The sequence below is a fragment of the Dyadobacter chenhuakuii genome (assembly GCF_023821985.2).
GTDB classification, from domain to species: domain Bacteria; phylum Bacteroidota; class Bacteroidia; order Cytophagales; family Spirosomataceae; genus Dyadobacter; species Dyadobacter chenhuakuii.
Genome location: NZ_CP098805.1, coordinates 5,110,140 through 5,130,762, shown reverse-complemented (window position 1 = coordinate 5,130,762; position 20,623 = coordinate 5,110,140). Strand labels below are relative to the sequence as shown.

12 protein-coding genes are annotated in these 20,623 nt (G+C 46.0%); 5 read left to right on the top strand and 7 right to left on the bottom strand.

What is annotated here, in order from left to right:
- Positions 1-54 precede the first annotated feature (54 nt).
- Positions 55-6,162, top strand: coding sequence for an alpha-2-macroglobulin family protein (locus tag NFI80_RS21430; RefSeq protein ID WP_235166282.1), 6,108 nt, complete (start codon positions 55-57; stop codon positions 6,160-6,162).
- A 14-nt stretch (positions 6,163-6,176) separates the two neighbouring features.
- On the opposite strand, the gene NFI80_RS21425 is transcribed toward NFI80_RS21430, so the two are convergent.
- From NFI80_RS21425 to NFI80_RS21405, 5 genes are all read right to left on the bottom strand, one after another.
- Entirely contained in the window at positions 6,177-7,388 is a 1,212-nt protein-coding gene (locus tag NFI80_RS21425) for a DegT/DnrJ/EryC1/StrS family aminotransferase (RefSeq protein ID WP_235166281.1), read from the bottom strand.
- Between the two features lie 28 nt (positions 7,389-7,416).
- The gene (locus NFI80_RS21420) at positions 7,417-9,195 is read right to left on the bottom strand and encodes a purple acid phosphatase family protein (protein WP_235166280.1); all 1,779 of its coding nucleotides are present in this window, start codon (positions 9,193-9,195) and stop codon (positions 7,417-7,419) included.
- A 151-nt stretch (positions 9,196-9,346) separates the two neighbouring features.
- The gene (locus tag NFI80_RS21415) at positions 9,347-11,065 is read right to left on the bottom strand and encodes a SusD/RagB family nutrient-binding outer membrane lipoprotein (protein WP_235166279.1); all 1,719 of its coding nucleotides are present in this window, start codon (positions 11,063-11,065) and stop codon (positions 9,347-9,349) included.
- Between the two features lie 38 nt (positions 11,066-11,103).
- Complete coding sequence (locus tag NFI80_RS21410; protein ID WP_235166278.1) at positions 11,104-14,448, bottom strand: SusC/RagA family TonB-linked outer membrane protein; 3,345 nt, start codon at positions 14,446-14,448, stop codon at positions 11,104-11,106.
- A 137-nt stretch (positions 14,449-14,585) separates the two neighbouring features.
- Positions 14,586-14,804, bottom strand: a complete 219-nt coding sequence (locus NFI80_RS21405) for a hypothetical protein (RefSeq protein ID WP_233797548.1) — start codon at positions 14,802-14,804, stop codon at positions 14,586-14,588.
- Positions 14,805-14,976: 172 nt separating this feature from the next.
- Between NFI80_RS21405 and NFI80_RS21400 the strand changes: the two genes are divergently transcribed.
- From NFI80_RS21400 to NFI80_RS21385, 4 genes are all read left to right on the top strand, one after another.
- Positions 14,977-16,401 carry a BamA/TamA family outer membrane protein gene (locus NFI80_RS21400; protein WP_235166277.1) on the top strand — a complete coding sequence of 475 codons (1,425 nt, stop codon included), beginning with the start codon at positions 14,977-14,979 and terminating at the stop codon, positions 16,399-16,401.
- A gap of 118 nt (positions 16,402-16,519) precedes the next feature.
- Entirely contained in the window at positions 16,520-17,110 is a 591-nt protein-coding gene (locus NFI80_RS21395) for a hypothetical protein (protein WP_235160565.1), read from the top strand.
- Between the two features lie 5 nt (positions 17,111-17,115).
- On the top strand, positions 17,116-17,823 hold the full coding sequence (locus NFI80_RS21390; RefSeq protein WP_235166276.1) for a peptidylprolyl isomerase: 708 nt from the start codon (positions 17,116-17,118) through the stop codon (positions 17,821-17,823).
- A complete protein-coding gene (locus tag NFI80_RS21385) occupies positions 17,823-18,731 on the top strand; it encodes an SDR family oxidoreductase (protein WP_235166275.1) in 909 nt (302 codons plus the stop codon). Before NFI80_RS21390 ends, NFI80_RS21385 begins: the two co-directional genes overlap by 1 nt.
- A 3-nt stretch (positions 18,732-18,734) precedes the next feature.
- On the opposite strand, the gene NFI80_RS21380 is transcribed toward NFI80_RS21385, so the two are convergent.
- Together NFI80_RS21380 and glgP are read right to left on the bottom strand one after the other, a co-directional pair.
- Positions 18,735-18,965, bottom strand: coding sequence for a Uma2 family endonuclease (locus NFI80_RS21380; RefSeq protein WP_256565295.1), 231 nt, complete (start codon positions 18,963-18,965; stop codon positions 18,735-18,737).
- Positions 18,966-18,968: 3 nt separating this feature from the next.
- The gene (gene glgP / locus NFI80_RS21375) at positions 18,969-20,615 is read right to left on the bottom strand and encodes an alpha-glucan family phosphorylase (protein ID WP_235166273.1); all 1,647 of its coding nucleotides are present in this window, start codon (positions 20,613-20,615) and stop codon (positions 18,969-18,971) included.
- Between the last annotated feature and the right edge of the window lie 8 nt (positions 20,616-20,623).

Sequence of the window (20,623 nt, the reverse complement as noted above, 5' to 3'; positions counted from 1 at the left end):
GAGCATTGACGGCACATTACATTCATCATTGCATTTCATTCTCCCTAAAAGAACATGACAGCATTCCGGGCATACTTCCCTTATTTCATCACATTCTTCATTTGCTACTTACCTATGCACACCAACGGACAGGAAAAGCTCAAAAACTACGATGCCCAATGGAAAATCGTTGAAGCACACGAGCAAAAAAAATTACCAAAATCGGCGCTCGAAGAAGTCAGGAAGATTTATGATCTGGCCAAAAAGGAAAAGCAGGAAGCCCAGGTGATTAAGGCCGCAGTGTACATGGTCACGTTGCAAGCCGAAACACGGGAGGATCATCAAACGACAGCCGTTAAGGAGCTGGAAAAGGAGGTTGCGGAGAGCAAGGGCCCGGCAAAGTCCATCCTAACAAACCTGCTCGCTTCCACTTATTACGGATATTACAACAGGATCCGCTGGCAACTTTACCAGCGAACGGCCACATTGAATTTCATAAAAGAGGATATCGGCACCTGGTCTGCCGAGGATTTTCATGCAAAAATTGCTGCGCTTTATCTGGCATCCATTGCGGACGAAGCACTTTTGAAACGAACAAAACTGGAAACCTACGACGCGATCATTACGAAGGGAAACATGCGAAAGCTGCGCCCTACCCTATATGATTTACTGACAAACAGTGCATTACAGTATTTTTCAAATGACGAACGGGACATTAAGAAACCAGCTTACGCATTTAAAATCGACAAAGCCTCGGCTTTTGATCCGGCTGCCGACTTCATTCACCGCAAGTTCGAGACAAAGGACAGCACTTCGCTTGAATTCTTTGCCTTGCAGTTGTATCAGAAACTAATCGCATTTCACAGCAATGATCCGCAGCCTGATGCATTGATCGACATTGATTTGCAGCGGTTACAGTTTGTGCGGCAAAAGTCGGTTCATCCGGATGCAGAATCCCGGTATTATATGGCGATCAATCATGTGGCGGAACAATATGCGCAAACCCCGGCCGCAGCGCAAGCCTGGTATCTGATGGCCGCTTACCATGATACATTTGGAAATACATTCAAAGCAAACGGGGATACGACCCATCGTTTTGCCAAAGTCAAAGCGGCTGAAATATGTGAAAAAGTCATTAAGGAAAACCCTGAAACGGAAGGTGGAATTAATGCTTATAACCTTTTGAACAGCATTAAAAGGCAAGAATTGCAGTTCACTGCGGAACATGTCAACATTCCTGAAAAGCCTTTTCTAACCCTCGTTCAATATAAAAATCTCAGCTCGGTTTTCTTGAAGATCGTAAAAGCGACCGAAGAGATAAAACGGAGCGTTGACAAAAACGATATCAATGAAACCTTCCGGCTGCTTCACAAAGCGCCTGCATTGCGGAGTTGGGAACAAAAACTGCCTGACATGAAAGATTATCAGCAGTATGGCGTGGAAATTAAGGTGGACGGCCTTCCAAGAGGCGAGTATATGCTGATCGCCAGCTCGAAGGCCCACAGTTTGGACAGAAATTTTACCTCCGGTTTCAAGCCTCTTTATGTCAGCAACATCAGCTATGTTCAGCGCGATGAAGATTATTTTATCCTCGACCGTGACAGCGGACAACCACTTGCCGGTGCAAATGCCTCGATCTGGAACTCCGTATATGACTATAAAACAAGCAGTTATGTCAAAGCAAAACAATCCTCTTATATAACCGACAAAAACGGTTATTTCAAACAGAAAGAAAATCCGAAACGACCCCAATCGCAGGGCGTGTTACTGGAAGTCACGCATGGAAATGATCATTTGTTTATTCAGCAACCTGTTCATACTTACTATAACACAAATATTGATACTGCGCGAAGTTCGCACAGTGCCATTTATCTTTTTACGGACCGAAGTTTGTACAGACCTGGCCAAACCGTTTATTATAAGGGCATTGCTGCAAAAGGAAAGATTGTTTTACAAAATCAGCTTGAAGAAATTAAAGTAGTACTTAAAAACGCTAACGGCGAAGTGGTCGAAAAGGCAACCAAAACCGTGAATGACTTCGGGAGTTTTTCAGGGTCATTTGTCCTGCCTTCCGGAACGCTTAACGGCCAGTTTTCCCTCATAGCGAACGACCGGGACGTAACTGCTTTTCATGTGGAAGAATACAAGCGACCGCGATTTGCCGTGCAGTTTGATACATTGCGTGCATCCTATCAGCTGGGCGACAGCATTAAGGTGTCCGGAACAGGAACCGCTTATGCCGGCAATCAAATCGATGGTGCGAAAGTTGTTTACCGTGTGGTCCGAAGCGAGCGATATTTATATCCATGGATTTACAAATCCAGATATTTCCCAATTGCCGCCCCGATGGAAATCGCTCATGGTGAAACTGTTACTGATGCGTCAGGCAAGTTTCACATTGCTTTTGAAGCCATCCCAAATTTGAGGGCGAAGCAAGACCTGGAACCTGTCTTCAACTTTACGGTTTACGCCGACATTACGGATATAAATGGAGAAACCCGGAGTGCGCAAACAAATGTCAATGTGGGTTATAAATCCATTTTAGTTAAAACCGACATTCCGGAAACCATTGAGATCAACAAATTATCCGATTTCAAAATACGCACGGAAAATATGAACGGGACGTTTGTTCCGTCGCCTGTAACCGTAAAGATCACCAGACTTTCGCCGGAAAACAGGCTCATCCGCCCGCGTTACTGGGAGCGCCCGGACGTATTTGTCATGACCAAACCTGAATTTATCGCAGCTTTCCCAAATGATGAATATGATCAGGAAACGGACAAGGAAAACTGGCCGGAGCAAAGTGTCGTTTTCCAAAAAACAGCACAGACAAATGAAAAAGAGCCATTTCAACTCGATAAAGCGAAACTAGCAGCCGGCGTTTATAAAATTGAAATAACGGCAAAAGTCGAGCGGAATGCAGAGGTTAAGGACATTAAATACATGGAGCTGATTGATCCCGCGAACAATACGCTCATTTATCCGCAATACATTCAGGCAAAAGGCAGCATAACAATCGAACCAGGCGAAAAAACGAACATTCAGCTTGCTACGTCTGCCGAAAACGCATTCATAATCACCAGTTCCGGCAAAAAAAGCAAGCCGGACAACTTTTCATTTTTCAAATTAAATGCGGAAAGAAAGTCCTTCGACATAACTGCAACAGAAGCAGACCGGGGCGGTTTTGGTGTCGATTACCTATTTGTAAAGCACAACCGCGTGCACCAGTATCAGGATTTCGTGAGCGTCCCCTGGACTAACAAGGATCTAAAAATTGAATATCAGACATTCCGCGACAAAACCTTGCCCGGCAGCAAGGAAAAATGGACCTTAAAAATTTCGGGTTACAAGCAGGATAAAGTCGCGGCAGAAATGCTTGCTGGCATGTACGACGCCTCTTTGGATCAGTTTTACAAGCATGAATGGAATAAACCTGATCACTGGCCGGTTAGCCCGGGGCTCGCCAGGTGGGAAAACGGACTTAGTTTTATATACAAAGATGCCCAGGTGCTTTATTCGGGTGCTGAACCTTACAAGCATTTCGAGAAGCGCTACGACAATTTGCTAGGCCCTGATTATGGCGACAATGGCATCATATTGAGATTGAGTGGCAGGGCCGGCGGGCTAAGTGGCGGCGGCCGTAATGTGCGAAACAGAAGTATGGTAATGAGCGCTCCGATGTCTGCAAATATGATATCCGAAGAGGAAGTAAAGGAAGCGGTGGTTGCAAAGAAAATACCGTTTGGAGAAGACGCTGCCGCTTTAAATGAAGTGGTGCAAGTCGGTTATGGTGTTCAACGGAAAAAAGATAAGCTTAACACTATCCCACCAGCCTCTCCGCGAAAGAACTTCAACGAAACAGCATTCTTCCTTCCAGACCTTAAAACCGATAGAGACGGCAGCATTACATTCTCATTCACGATGCCCGAAGCATTAACGCGCTGGAAATTCCAGGCATTGGCGCATACAAAAGAGCTCGCATTGGGTTACAGCAGCAAAGAAATCATTACGCAGAAAGAACTCATGGTGCAGCCAAATCCGCCCAGGTTTTTGCGTGAAGGGGATCAGATAAGGCTTGCAGCAAAAGTGGTCAACTTGTCGGATCGTTCTTTAAAGGGGAAAATTTCACTGCAATTGATGGATACAGAAAGCAACGAGGCTATCGACGCATTGTTTGCGAATGTGGGAAATGCAAAGGACTTCAATGTTGCTGCCGGGCAAAGCACGGTGGCGCAATTTGCGATCAGCATTCCAAAACCTTATTCCAAAACAGTTACCTGGCGCATCGTGGCGAGTTCAGGCAACCTCTCGGACGGTGAAGAAAACACATTGCCTGTGTTGTCCAACCGCATGCTGGTAACCGAAACATTGCCTCTGGCCTTGCGCGGAACAGGAAGCAAGCAATTCAAAATGGAAAAGCTGATCAATTCCGGAAGTTCAAAAACGCTTACAAATCAGTCTGTTACCGTAGAATACACCAGTAATCCTGCTTGGTACGCCGTGCAAGCGCTGCCTTATTTAATGGAATATCCGTACGATTGTGCCGAACAAACCTGGAACCGCTATTATGCCAATTCAATGGCAGCCAACATTGTCGCAAGCTCTTCAAGAATTGCCAGGGTTTTTGAAACCTGGCGCAAAAGTGACACGACGGCTCTGCTCAGCAATCTCCAAAAAAACCAGGAACTGAAATCGCTGTTATTAGAAGAGACGCCGTGGGTGCTGGCAGCAAAAACAGAAAGTGAGCAAAAGAAGAACATTGCCCTGCTTTTTGATCTTTTGCGAATGACCAATGAGCTGAGCAGCGCTATTGAAAAGTTGCAACAGCTTCAAAATCCGGATGGCAGCTTTTCCTGGTTCAAAGGCGGCCCCAACGACCGTTATATGACGCAGTATATCGTTAGCGGAATAGGGCATTTACGTAAAGTCAATGCTGTTCAAAAAAGTCAGGAGGAGCAAATTACTAACATTATCAAGGGTGCAATCCGATATCTGGATGCGCGGATTATCGACGATTACAATGATCTGATCAAGCATAAGGCTAACTTAAAAGAGTATACGCCATCGACATTGGTGACGCAGTATTTGTATATGCGAAGCTTTTTCCCGGATCAGCCCGTGCCCGCTGCTTCTCAAAAAGCATATCGCTATTTCATGGAACGAGCTAAGCTTACGTGGAACGTTCAAACCAAATATATGCAGGGGATGATTGCCTTAGCATTGCACCGCTCCGGTGACAAGACCACGCCTGCCGCAATCCTGAAATCACTGAAACAAACGGCTATTATAAACGAAGAGCTAGGCATGTATTGGAAAACGAACCAACGTGGCTGGTGGTGGCACGAAGCGCCCATCGAGCGTCAGGCTCTGTTGATAGAGGCGTTTCAAGAGATTGCAAATGATGTTGCGGCAGTGAATGATATGAAAACCTGGCTTTTGAAAAATAAGCAAACCAACAACTGGGAAAGCACAAAAGCCACTGCCGAAGCCTGCTATGCACTGCTTATGACCGGAAATAACTGGCTTACCGACGACCGCACAATATCGGTGCATCTGGGCGATACCAAAGTGGAGGCGGAGAAGACCGAAGCGGGCACGGGCTATTTCAAAACGAGGATCGAGGGAAGTAAAGTAAATGCTGGCATGGGCAACATTGAAGTGCGCGTAAACGGAGAAAAAAGCATTGTCAGCGCGCCCTCCTGGGGAGCAGTCTATTGGCAGTATTTCGAAGATCTTGACAAAATCACTTATTCAGAAACACCGCTTAAACTATCAAAAAAGCTATTTATTGAAAAAAACTCGGATAGCGGCCAGGTGCTTACTCCCGTAAACCCGGATGACATCCTGCACGTTGGCGACAAAGTAAAGGTCCGCATTGAACTTCGAGCCGACCGGGACATGGAATATGTGCATATGAAAGATATGCGCGCCTCGGGTTTCGAGCCTGTGAATGTGCTAAGCAGTTATAAATGGCAGGGAGGTTTGGGTTACTACGAAAGCACAAAAGACGCCAGCACCAACTTCTTTTTCAGCACATTACAAAAAGGAACATATGTGTTCGAATATCCGCTATTTATTAATCAGGAAGGGGATTTTAGCAACGGCATCACCACCATCCAATGCATGTACGCGCCCGAATTCACCTCGCATAGCGAAGGGACCAGGGTTAGAGTTGGTAAGTAAATGATGCGGGCGGTTCAGCAAATTGCCCGCTGGATTTTCAAGATCGCCTGTGCGAAAGCTTGCATATCTTCCTTTTCGCCTAGTAGTGCATGTTGGAGGATCCAGATAGCCTCGGAGCACGCTTGTTCGGCGTTAGGGCAATGGACCTGGGTGTAATCTACGTGGTCTGGGATAGCGTAGCACATGAAGTTTTTGTTCTGAAAAAGGGGCTGCTTGTATAACGGATGCGGATAACCTTTGAAACTGGGAACGCCTTCTGCTGCCAGCATTGCTGCAAAATCGTTTCTTGATAAGCCGCCAAATTCACTGGCGTCGTATTTAAAGATATAGATATGATAGCAATGCAACGTGATGGCCTCACTGCGGGTTAGTGGCATTAAGCCTCTTATATTCGACAGTAATTCATTCAGAAAAAGACCATTATCATTCCTCTTTTGCGTTTGCATTTCCAGCCTCTTCAACTGCTGTGAGAGCAGCACGGCTTGCATTTGGGTTGTCCTGTAATTGCAGCCGGGATTGTAGTGATCATACCATTGACCGCCTTCAATGCGCCCGACATTCCGCAGGGAGCGCATCATGGCATATAACTCATCATCATTTGTGATCACAATCCCGCCTTCGCCGGAGGTCAGGTTTTTGGATGATTGGAAGCTGAAACTTCCCACATCGCCTATTGAGCCTAGCTTTTTCCCCTTATATTCGGCACCATGGGCGTGCGCGGCATCTTCAATAACGCGCAGCCCATGCCTTTTTGCAATGTCCATAATGGCATCCATATCACAGGCGAGCCCACCGAAATGAACGGGAATGATAGCCTTTGTGCGCTCAGTAATAGCAGCTTCTATCGCTGCCGGACTTATGTTATAAGTGTCGGCATCGATATCCACAAACACCGGAACGCAGTTGCATTCGATAACTGATGAAGCTGTTGTGATAAACGTATAAGGCGGAACGATTACTTCGTCGCCCGGTTTTACGCCGCAGGCAATCAATGCGAGACGGAGCGACACGGAGCCATTTACACAGGTAATGGCATATTTGCTTCCACAATAGGCGGCAAATTCACTTTCGAACCTCGCGACCTCGTCACCGCAATCCGGATTTCCCCATTTTCCGCTCATGACGATCTCCGTGACCGCATTTACGTCATTGCTATCATAGATCGGCCAGGGAAATTCTTTGTCCACGGCTTTTGAGCCGCCATGTATTGCTAGTTTTTCGCTCATTTCCAGCTCATTTAACTAAAAAGACAAGTTACTTTTTGATTATCAATTGGTCCTTTACATTGCCATCGGGATCGTAGCATTTGTACGAAAGTGTGTTTCCCTTGATCGCAATGTGCTGGTAAAGCGGGCCTTCTTTCATTCTTACCGCAGCATATTCTTCCGCTAACCAATATTCCAATTCTCCCGGAATGCCGATAGACACCGTGTATATTGTTCCCTTTGCCGGCGATGCCACGGGCTGTTCGTTGAACATTGGTTTTGTACGCAAATAATAATGCATATGCCCGCTCATGACCATATCCACGTGATATTTGTCAAATAGCGAACACCATTCTTTTATAATCTCATCATACGAATTATCGTAGTTGTAAGGCGGGAAATGGAGCATGACAAATTTCCATTTTGCATCAGAATTTTTAAGCTGTTGCTCCATCCATGCAGTTTGCGCATGAATCGGCAGCGTCGCATCCATCATCAGGAACAGCGCATGCTCATAATTAAAGGCATAGGTCATTTCGGAAGGTTGCTTTTTAGGGCCATTGTCCGGCAGGCTGAACATTTCCTTATACATCCACGCCCCGAGCCCATCCTGGCTGTCATGGTTACCCGGAACAGGCATCAATGGCTTACCCGTAAATACGCTGTCTGAATAATCCCAGAGCTTATCCCATTCGTCGCGGTGCAAGCCGGTGGTGACCAGATCTCCCACAATAGAGAAAAATGCTGTTTCGGGATGTCGTTTCAATGATTTTTTGGCCATATCACCCCAGTCCTCAGAATGGTGCGTGTCACCAAACCAGATAAATGAAAAATCCTCTTCATTCAATGGGGCCGTCGTGAATTCGGCAGGTTGCGACCAGCCGCTTTTGGAAGCCAATACATACTGATAAGCTTGTCCGGGGTCCAAGTAATTGAGATTGGCTGTGAACCGGTTCACGAAACGATCATTCCGAAGGAGCCTGTCTTCCATTTTAAAGACGGAAGCATCTACGTAAAATGTATCTATACCGCCTTTTTCCCAGTATTTTACCTTCCCTGATTTTACTTCCGGGCTGGTTCTCCATTGAATGTCCATGGTTGTTTTCGGGTCGCCGCTCCAAGTGAGCACGACCTGATCGGGCTTTGTACTGGAAGGTGTGTCAGTTGTTCTGAATGCGTTTACCAGATGTGCTTCTCTTGCCCGGCCGCGAACAGTCGTAAAAAGCACCTGATCTTTCAGTTCAACCGAAAGGAATTTCAGCTTTAATTCGTCCCAATCGTGATAGGTAAATTCGTTAAGATCCATGACACCCAATGCATACCGGGGATTCACATTTGTGATTTTGAGCTTATCCTTCTCATTTTGCGGGGCCACGGTAATAAAATAGACAGGCCGGTGTTTATCAAAACCATTTATTCCAAGTCCAACTTGTCCGGCAGGGAATTCCTTTTGCCAAACCTCGTACTCATACTCATCATTCTTGACCTGAAATTGAGTCAGTTTAAACCCGCTCGCCTCCATCCAGAACGGGACCACCTCCTGATCCCTATCCCGCATTAAGGAAACAATTACGGGCACATTGACCTCGAATGTCCAGAATTTCTTTGATAAAATCTCTTTGTCTTTATCTGTCAGCAAGCGTAAAATATATTCATTTGAAATCGTATCAAGTTGTGTTGGCGGGAGGGTTCTGTAAAGTTTTGTAACCAAATTGTCTATCACTTCTTTTACAGTGCCCGAAGGAAGTTCGTTACTCTTATTGCAACCTGTGAAAAGCGCTGCGAGGCATGCAGCGAGGAGGATTGTTTTTAAATAGCTCTTTTGCATTGATTCTTTCTTTCAGAATAAGTGTGGATAATAAATGTTGTAAACAAAAAACCGCAGTAGTGAAAAAGAGCACGAAGCTGCGTTCCTTTTACTCTACTGCGGTTCTGCTATGATCGGGCTATTTGCCAAAAGACAAAAGCCTGTTTACTTGTTACCAGGGTTTTCCCGTGCCCTGCACCAACCATGGTTTCGACCACTGGCTGTTTTTCTTACGCGGTCCTGAAAACTTGGTCTCCTCTAATTTTTCAATTGCACTCTTTACGCTTTCCCCGTTGTTGTTCAGCTCGTTATTGCTGTAAATAAAACGCAGCGGCAATGCGCGGGATGTAGGCGCTACGCCCGGAATCAATGCGGGTAAGCCGGTCCGGCGATAATCAAACCAGCCTTCTGTGGCAGCTGTCCAGCTCGACACCCATTTTTGTTCCATTATCTGCGCTAATGTTCCGTTATAGGCAACGCCCTTTTGCTTGATAAATGTGTCGTATTTATCCGCTACACCCCAGGTTTGCAAAGATTGCTTGATTCCATTGTTATAATGCGCAGCAGCAGAACCGGCAGCCCAGCCTTTCTGTGCAGCTTCCGCAAGAATGAATGAAGCTTCGGCCGCAGAAGCCAGTCTGGCTTTCAAAATCCCACCTTTATTTCCCTGATAAGTGTAGCTCAGCTGCGACGCATGCTGGTTTTGCACTTGCTGGCCCGTCGTAGGGTTTTCATTGTAATAAGTCGGATCAATCATCCCCGGAGGAACGCCCACATATTCGCCTGTATTGATCGGCCCGTTGAATTGTTCGGGACGGCTGGGTTTGTAAGTGTTAGGGTTAAAATGGCGCGTATACTTATGCCCTGCGGCAATTTTCACCCTTAATTCCTGCTCAGTAAGTGATTTTACACCGGTAAGGATTTTGCCATCTTCCCGAATGAATTCATCCATTCCCCTGGCCAGTGTCGGATCTGCCACCCAACGCACGTGAACGGGCTGGAACCACACTTTCAATCGGGGGTCTTCATTGGTTACCAGATTATTGATCAATGTGGATGCCGGTCTTCTCCTTCTCCAGTTGGATTCGCTGACGTCGTATGCCGTTGCATTGGGCCACGAATTGTTCGAATCCGTCCCTATGAAGTCCATTACTGCGTCATCACTGGCATCTTTGAAGTAAATTCCGGATGCATACACGGCCTCAATTCCCGGTTTGGCAATGTCAGGAAGCTTGCTGGAAATGCGCATATAGTAACGGAGCAGTAATGTATTTGCAAATTTTTGCCATTTCTGCGCACTTCCATTGTAATACACATCATAAGCAGGCGCATCCCTTTCATCACCGGAAGAGGCAAAAATGGCTGAGGCCGCCTTCAAATCTTCAATGATCCCTTTGTAAATTACTTCCTGACTGTCAAACACAGGAAGCATTGTTCCCTCATCCCCTTTCAGCGCCTGCGTGTAAGGTGCGTCGCCCCAAAGATCGGAAATGGTGCCGAAAATAAATGCACGCATCGTTAATGCAACCGCTTCATGAAATTTCACCTTAGTCTCAACAGCCCTCTTATACAGCAGGTTGTTGTTTCTCAGAAAGCCATACCACGATTTCCATTCATCGTCCTCTTCGTTCCAGTTGTAATCGTTGAAACCGTCTTTCCAGGCATCTTCCTGGGTATGCTGAATGACGCCGGCGATTCTGCCGTAGCCTAGTTTAACATATTGATTGGCAACGCCCGTCATCACCGTGGGCATTATCAGGTTGGGATTGGCGCGGTTTGGATCGACGCCATTTGGGTTCTCATTGATCTCCGTGAGGCTTTCCTTACAGGAAGTTACCATCAACAGCGAGAGCATGAAAACAAGTCCGGGTATATATTTTAAAATCTTCATTGCTTTATTTTTAAAGTATGATGAGCAAAAGGATCTGATCAGAAATCGAAATTGAGCTTAAATCCAAACGGGATAGTCCAAGGCATCACGTTCTGTCTTTCAATTCCCTGGCGGAAGCCTCCTTTGTTGGGATCAGCCCAGAATGCACGCTCAGGATCGATGCCGATTTTTGAAGCGGTCCACAGCATAATGTTCCTGGTGTACAGCGAAAGGTTCGCATTTCTCACAACCCCGAAAAGGTTTGGAATCTTGTAAGACAATGTTACTTCGCGCAGCTTCACAAATGAAGCGTCAAATGTAACCTGCTGGTTGAAGCTCCACGGATACACAGCCGTGATAGGCAGATATTTGGTGCCTGCTCCACCAAGCCACTCGTGGTACTCCCCAGCCTCATCCTGCCAGACACCCGGAATAAATGCTCCGTCACCATCTGGTCCGAAACCACCTGTTGCAGCCGTATGCCCTCCTACTCTCGGGAAATTTCCGTTTTGCGGGATAATGTATTTTTCAGGATCTGATTTCAGCAAGGCAACCAGCTCGTCGGGGCTATATTGGCTTCCCGGGATCAGGTTATCGATCTGACGTTGTGATTTCCAGTCAGATTCGCCATAGCGATAGGTGAATGACATAAATTCACCGCCTTGTCTCCAATCGAAGCTTAATCCCAGGGAGAATCTTTTGTAAGTCAGATTAGCCTGCATACCCATCAGAAAATCAGGATTGTAGTTACCCACTTTCACATTGTTTTCACGACCTCCCAGGCTCTGCCAGTCCATATCCCCGCCTTCGCCATCATAATTGATGATCGGCCAGCGATAATAAGGAGAAGCTTTGTCCTGAACAGTAGCAAACCCGCGGCTGTACATGTTGCCGATTTGCTCCCCTACGAATGTATAAGCACCCGCTCCGTTCTCTCCCCATTGTTCAAAATACGGGAAGTTTGGTGCCAATTCTTTAACAGTAACACGGTTACGGCTGAAATTAGCATTCAAATCCAGGCTCCATCCGCCTCTGTTGCTGATAGGCGTTCCACCCAGCCCGATTTCCCAGCCACGGCTCACCAGCTTGCCAGCATTGATGTTTTTGCTCGCATAACCCGTCGAAGGCGCCATCGGAACGCTGAAAATCTGGTTCGTATTAGCTCTGTCATAATAAGTAATGTCGAATCTCAAACGGTTATTGAACAAATTCAGGTCAATTCCACCTTCTGTTGACGTCGCGATTTCCGGAAGTAATGCGGGGTTCAGCAAGTTTTCGCCCAGATTTGCCGTTACCAAATCTCCCCAGTTTCCTGTTCCAAGGTTTGGATACAATTGATAGGGATCTGTATCATTACCCACCTGCGCCCATCCTCCGCGGAGTTTCAGTAACGAAACCGCCGACGGCATATTAAATGTCGTGCTCGCCAACCAGCTCAATGATGCGGATGGATAAAAATAAGAGCGGTTGCTTTCGGGCAATGTACTCGACCAGTCATTCCGCGCAGTCAGATCAAGATAAAGCTGATCTTTAAAACCAATTGAACTCAAAGCGTATAAGCTGTAAATGGCTTTCTTGAAACTGCCGTTCCCAACGACCCTGTTACCAACCGGAATGTTGGAAATATTATACAGTCCGGGAACAGAAAGGTCCCTGCCGCCCAGATTTGAGCTGTTTTGGTGTTGCTGCATAATGTTACCACCACCCGAAATGCTGATATCAAAATCGCTGGCCTTTATGGTTTTGGTGATTAAAAAGTCAGCATTGCTTTCATTGCGACCAATGTTTTCAAGATAGTAACCGCCTTTTGCCATGCTTTTGTAGCTCCATGGAATTTTGGTTTCACGGTCTTCATCAAACATATCATGCGAGTAACGTGCGAAGGCAGTCAAGCCCTCGGCAATCGTCCAGTCGAGCTTAACATTTCCGTACAAACGATCGCGTGTATACGCATTGGTTAAATGTTTGGCAAGAAAATAAGGATTGTCCGTTTCGCCTTTTGCTACGGTCATTTGCTCTATTTCTTCCAGGCCCGGTTTCCACACGCCTTTCAGATCCTCAATGTTGTAACTGGGTGAGTAATAAACAGCTTGCAGCGGGTTTCCGTCTCTTTCGGAAGTTTGCGGACGGCTGTTTGAGCTGGAACGAACGAAATTGATATTCGTGCTTAGTTTCAGATTTTTAGCCATATCAAATGTTCCTGCCAACGACAATCCGTTCCGGTAAAGGTCCGAATTAGGGATCAGGCCCCGGTTGATCATATTGTTATAGGAAACCCGGTAAGTCGATTTATCGGTGGAACCCGAAACCGTGAGGTTATTGGTTGAAGTAATTCCTGTCTGCAGGAAGTTCTTCATATTGTCTTTGTAAGATCTCAGCTCAGTCGGGATCGGATTGCCTTTGTCATCCAGCGGGCTGTTCCATTGTACTTCCTTATTACCGGCATCCAGCGGCAAACCGCCCCAGTATGCGGATGATTCGTCCAACTGGAAAGGTCTTTCACCATTTGCATATTTATAATGCAGATCCAGATATCTGTAAGGTTTTTCAAAAACATTGGAAGTGGAAAAAGAAACACCAAGTCCCTTGCCTTTCTTACCAGATTTTGTTGTGATCAAAATAACGCCATTACCAGCCCTGGAACCATAAAGTGCTGCTGCGCTGGGCCCTTTCAGCACAGACATGCTCTCAATGTCGTCGGGGTTAATGTCTGAAATTGCATTACCATAATCGACTTTGTTGCCGCTTCCTTTTTCACTTACGTTAGCAAGGCTGTTGGCCAGCGGCACGCCATCCACAACAAATAAAGGCTGGTTATTTTTCAATGAAGCCGCTCCCCTGATCACAATGCTTATCGAAGAACCGATACCGCTCGTTTGGTTGATAGAAACCCCTGAAACGCGGCCGGAAAGTGAAGTAAGCACGTTTTCATTGGCCACATTGGCAATATCCTTGGCTTCAACTTTGCCTACATTATAACCCAGTGAACGCTTATCTCTTTTTATACCAAGCGCAGTAACAACCGCTTCCTGCAATGTTGCCACATTCTCTTCAAGGACTACATCCACCACACTTTTTCCCTGAACGGCTACTTCAATTGAGTTGAATCCTATGTAAGAAAACACAAGGACTGCATTATCACCGTCGGCATCGATGGAGTACGTTCCGGCAGCGTCGGTTGTGGTTCCAACCTGGGTGCCTTTCACCAGCACGTTAACACCGGGAACAACGGCACCGTCCACAGCAGATGTCACGGTTCCGCGAATCCGGGCTACGGATTGGTCCTTCGCGGCGCTAACAGGTTTTTCACCCGCTACGACCGGCGCGTCCTTTCCGGTAAAAAGCAGCACGGTGAGCAAACACCAAAGCACGCGCCGCATATTAATGATAGAGATTGAATTCATAATCTTTGAATTTTAGGTGATTGTCATAAGTCATGATAACAGGAGAAAAGTCTTCGTGAAATGGCTTTAAATTCGGGTCATTGTTGGGGATAGATACAGTTTAAATGTGTTTCAGATACATTACTTGGGAGATTTGCTTAAGTACTATCGTTTTTGCCGGGAGCATGCCCGTTCCGGCTGTTGCCGTTCGGCTGATTTTGTTGGAGCAGATAGTCGAAGTAAATTTCCAGCGCGTCGGAATATTTTTGCTGGTCTGTTTCACTGTTAATGCCTTCCAGCAATTCGGACAGTTCTTCCCCTGTGAGTTTGTTACTGATCAGTTTATTAATCAAAGTTTCAGCCCGGGAAAGTGACATAGTAATAGCTGTTAAGTCTTTGTAGGATACTCACTGAGTTTATGAAAAGACTATCCCGATTATATGTTTTTTTAAATGCACCGTTATGTGAATTGAGATAACCTTATTTTTACCGAATATTCACCAAATTCAAGGAAAGTATCGTTTCTATGATGAAACCTGGCAGTGACGAATGAACCTTAAAAGACACTATAAGAAGATATACTTTCCGCTATTCGTATTCCTTTTTATTCAAATCGCTAACGCGCAAACAGTTGCAACCGACACTGCCGGAACAATCGTTATGGGCGACATGCTTGTGGAAGGAAATCACCGCACAAGGGCCGGCATTATCCTGCGCGAAATGGCCATTAAAACCGGCGATACGCTGAGTGCCGCATTGCTGGCAGAAACCCTCGAAATTGACCGCAGGAAAATTGTCAACACCAATTTATTCATCACCGTAGACCTGATCCCGAAAAGCAATCCGGACTCCATCCGGACGGACATCAGGATTGTGGTGAAAGAGCGGTGGTATCTCATTATTGTTCCCGTTTTCCAGCTTGCAGACCGCAATTTCAACGAATGGTGGTATGAACGAAAACGGGATCTTTCGCGCACAACTTATGGCGTATATATGAGCTACGGTAATGTTACCGGCCGTGCGGATAAGCTGCGCTTTCTTGCGGAGTTTGGTTTTATTCCAAAATTCGAGGTTGCCTACACTTTGCCCTACATTGACAAAGCACAAAAAACGGGCATTACGCTGGGCTCTTCTTACTCGATTAACAAAACGACGGCTTTCAGGACATGGCGGGATAAGCTGCAATACTTTAATAGTGAAGACATTAACCGGGAAAGATTCTATTCCTATGTGAGCATTAGCCGTCGGAATAAATATTACACGTTCCATACGGCCGATCTGCGGTGGAGTTACAGCAAGATCTCCGACACCATTGCCGCTTTAAATCCGAGTTATCTGTTAAAAGGACGAACAATCCAGCGCTACTTTCAGCTTACCTATTCATTCAGCTATGACAAGCGCGATAATGTTCAATATGCATTGCGGGGGCAAACGCTTGGGTTACAGATTTCGAAGATCGGCCTTTTACCAACCGACGACGTTAATATGACCTATTTTTATGGCTCCTACCGAAAATACATCCCGATTTCTAAAAGGTGGTATTTCAATACAGGCGTCCGGGGAAGGGTTTCCTTGCCAAAGCGACAGCCATATCTGCAAACGATCGGGCTCGGTTACCGGAACGATCTCGTGCGTGGATATGAGCTTTATGTGGTTGACGGACAGGATTATGCATTGCTGAAAAATGAATTGAAATACAAACTCTTCTCATTTCAGAAACACTTTTCCTTTATTCCGATCAAACAGTTCAACACACTTCCTCTGGCCGCCTACCTGAACACTTTCGCAGATGCCGGTTATGTTAAAAACAGTTATCCCGAACTCAGTAACACGCGGCTGGGCAACTCGATGCTCTATGGCGCCGGTGCCGGCCTCGATATTGTTACTTTTTACAATATACTGGCGCGGTTCAACCTTACGCTGAACGGAAAAGGCGAGCGGAGATTCTTTTTCAACGTTTCCCGCGAATTTTGAAATCGTTTTCAAAATTGTCAAATATGGCTACATTGCAGCATTATAAGGCCTTTTCGGAAAAGAAGGCACGACTATTGTAACACTTATACTAAACTGAATGAAAAAAACCTCTACACGCATGAAAAGTTTCAAAACCGGGTTTGCAGCTGTCTTTTTTGCATTGGCAATCTCAGGATGTGACACCAAAACAAACGAGCAATCCGAAGCGGCTACCGACTCTGTGAAGGTGGAAGCGCCAGCCGAGAATGATCTCAACAGCGATCAATCGGCATTGCTGCAAACAATCTTGGGCACCGATAAGGCGGAAGGAACTGTGCTTCGTGGCATTTCGTTCGGTGACCCCATCAGTAAGATCAAAGCTTCGGAAAATTTCGAAATGTTTGAAGAAACGGCGGATCATCTGGGATATACGGCTGAGACTCCGCAGCTGGAAACCATTGACGTACAATATTTTCTGACGCCCGACAAAAAGGTGAACAGGATCACCGTCGACGTTTATCTGAACAGTCCGGAAGCCACAAAGCAGCTCTGGAATGCAGGAAAAAATTACTTCACGAAGGATTATGATGCGCCTAAGGAAGAACCTAATAAGGTTACCTGGAACAAGAAATCTGTTCGGGTTAATATGGAAGATGTTTCAAAAGGGAAGGATTACGGGTTAAAATTCCAGTTTGTCCCAACCGATAAAAATGTACTCGCGGCAAAATAAAATTTATGAAAACCAAAAAATCATTAGTTCTGGCGTTCCTATGCCTGTTTTCTGTGGGTGTTTTTGCCCAAAAGAGCTCTAAAAAAGATGATGTTGTAACGATCAAAACGGATCTGGGGACAATCAGGGTGATCCTGTTTGACGAAACACCAAAGCACAAAGCCAATTTTCTTAAACTGACAAAAGATAAATTTTACGACGGTTTGCTTTTCCACCGCGTCATAGATGACTTTATGATCCAGGGAGGCGACCCGAATTCGAGAAATGCCAAGCCGGATGATATGCTTGGAAAAGGTGATAATGGCTACAAAATCCCTGCTGAATTCAGCCCCAAGCTGTTTCACCAGAAAGGCGCATTGGCCGCAGCACGTGACAATAATCCAGCCAAAGAATCGAGCGGATGCCAGTTTTACATTGTGCAGGGCCGGAAATGGAGCAAAAATGACCTTAATAAGCAGGCCGCCCGCGCTGCCAGAAAGCTAACTGATTCCCAAAGAAAAGTTTACGAGGAAATCGGCGGAACACCGCATTTGGATGGTTCGTACACGGTTTTTGGACAGGTTATCGACGGAATGGAAGTGATCGATAAGATTGGCGCTGTGGAAAAAGATGAACGCGACAGGCCAGAGAAAAATGTTTCTATGAACATGTCTGTCAAGAAAATGAAGAAGAAAAAGATCACCAAGAAATACGGCTGGCAATACGAAGCTTAATGCAAAAAAAACGAATACTGATCACCGGCTCCAACGGGCTGCTCGGGCAAAAACTGGTGGATTTATTAGCTGGAAACGAGCAATATGAAACATTCGCCACTGCCAAAGGCGAAAATCGGCTAAGCGTCTCGGAAGGTTATCATTTCCGCGAAATGGATGTTACCGATGCTGTGCAGGTGGATGAAGTGCTTACGGAGGTAAAACCTGAGATTACCATTCACACAGCCGCCATGACCAATGTGGATCAATGTGAAATGGAGAAGGATGCCTGCTGGAAACTGAATGTTACGGCAGTTGAAATCCTGATAGCGGCCTGTAAAAAGCATAACATTTTTCTCGAACACGTTTCCACAGACTTCATTTTTGACGGAACCTCCGGGCCATACAAAGAAGAAGACGAGCCTAACCCGATCAGTTTTTACGGTTGGAGTAAATATGCAGCAGAAAAAGCTGTAATGCATTCCGACATTCAATGGGCGATTGCCCGGACTGTGCTGGTTTACGGCATAGCGCACGATATGAGCCGGAGCAACATTATTCTCTGGGTTAAAAAATCATTGGAGGAAGGGAAAGCAATCAAGGTTGTTACTGATCAATTCCGGACGCCGACCCTGGCAGAAGACCTTGCTATGGGATGTTATTTGATTGCAGATCAGCGCGCAGAAGGTGTTTTTCACATTTCGGGAGCGGATTTTCTGACACCTTACGAAATGGCCATTATGGCAGCCGATTACTTCTCGTTGGACAAATTCCTCATCTCACCAACCGACGCCTCATCCTTCACCCAACCAGCCCGCCGTCCGCCAAGAACCGGTTTTGACCTAAAAAAATCCCGGAATATACTTGGCTACGAACCGCATACATTCCGGGAAGGAATCGCTTTGGTGGCAAAGCAGATTGGGCATTAATGCTTAGGATTGATCGATCAATGAGAGATCGAGCATAAATCCAGGAAATAATGGATCGCCCGAGAGTTGGCCACCCATGCCTTTTATAATCTTTACTTCTTTACCAGGATTGTAAATAAATACTTGCTCGTCAAAACGATCAATCAGCCACGCAAGTTGACAACCATTTTCCATGTATTCCTGCATTTTATTTTGTAAGTATGCCAGATTATCCCACTTTGATCTTAACTCAATAACTTAATAAAGCTTTTCATAATACTCCCGCGCCATGCGGTCGGAGTTGAATTCTATGCTGACATCGTTCATGCTGTTGAGCACCATCTGCTGCCATTTTGATTGGTTGGCATAGTAAGTTGGAATGACCGATGTTTCCAGCTTTTGCATGAGATTATCGCAATCCTGCTTGTTGATATCATCCCCTTCTGCCACGGGCAGCAGAAATGAATTCTCACCATCCTTCGAAAACTCGCAAATCCAGCCGTCAAATGTCGACAGGTTCAGGGAAGCGTTCATAGCCGCTGTCATTCCGCTGGTCCCCGAAGCCTCACGGGTAACGACAGGTGTATTAAGCCATACATCCGAGCCGTCTTTCAGCAACTTGGAAAGTGCCAGCTCGTAACCCGTTAGCACCGCCATATTGGAATAATGATGGCTTGTATAAAACAGCTTGTTGAAAGTGTCAATCGCGCCCTCATCCTTCGGGTAAGGCTTTCCGGCCCAGATCACCTGCACGGGCTGTTCCTTATTTTCCATGATTTTCTTGAAGCGTTCCAAGTCCCAGATAAGCATATCCGGCCTTTTATAAGCTGCAAATCTGCGGGCCCAGACAATGGTCAGCACATTGGGGTCGAATATTTTACCGCATTGATCAGCCACCGTTTTGAACAAAACCCTTTTCAGCTCTTTTTTTCGGGCAGAAATCCTTTGTGAATCCTTTGCTATCCGTGCGCTTTCCAACTCGCTATCAACCCAGTAGGTGTTGTTCTGCGCATTCGTAATGTGGCCGATATCTGCAATGTTCTTATGTGATTTCCACATGTTTCGTGACACTTCGCCGTGGAGCTTGGAGACACCATTGGCCTTTCTGCTCATGCTTAATGCGGCCAGCGAGTGGTTGAATGTGTCGCCTTTTATGTTACTGATTTTCCGGACCGTGTCCAGATCCAGACCTGAGAAAAATCCGAGATTTTCGAGAAAGTGAATGTCGTGCTTTTCATTTCCTGCTTCCTCGGGAGTGTGCGTTGTAAAAACAACGCGCTTCTTCACCTCAGCCACTTTTTTGAGTTTCTTGAATAAATGAAAAATCCCCGAAACGCCGTGCGCTTCATTAAAATGATACACCTGCGGTTCATAGCTCAGTTCCTCCAGAAGACGCGCTCCGCCGATGCCCAGCACCATGCACTGCGCCACTTTGTAGGTTACATCCGCATCGTATAAGGAATAGCTGATTGCCCGCGTGGTATCGTCGTTGCCGTCGGTGTCCGTGGTTAGCAGAAATAACGGGGCAGATTGAAAAACATCCGGTGGCAGATAATACGCTGCAATCCAGACATCCTTGCCCATGATCGGAATCTGAAAGCGGATTTTTGTATCTACCAGAAATGAATACATTTTCTCATGAAACTCAGGCTGCATACTGCCGTCCTTTGTCTTGCCCTGATCGTAATAACCGTATTTCCAGAGCATTCCTACGCCTATAAGGTTTTGCTTCAACGCATATACGCTGCGCATGTGAGAGCCTGCAAGGAAACCCAGACCACCTGAATAGATTTTCAGCGCCTGATCAACGGCGAACTCCATTGAGAAATAAACAACTGATTTTTTGTATTTGTTATCCGGACTAAATGGATGCTTATAAGGAACTGAAAATGTTTGTTGTGACATTAAAAGGC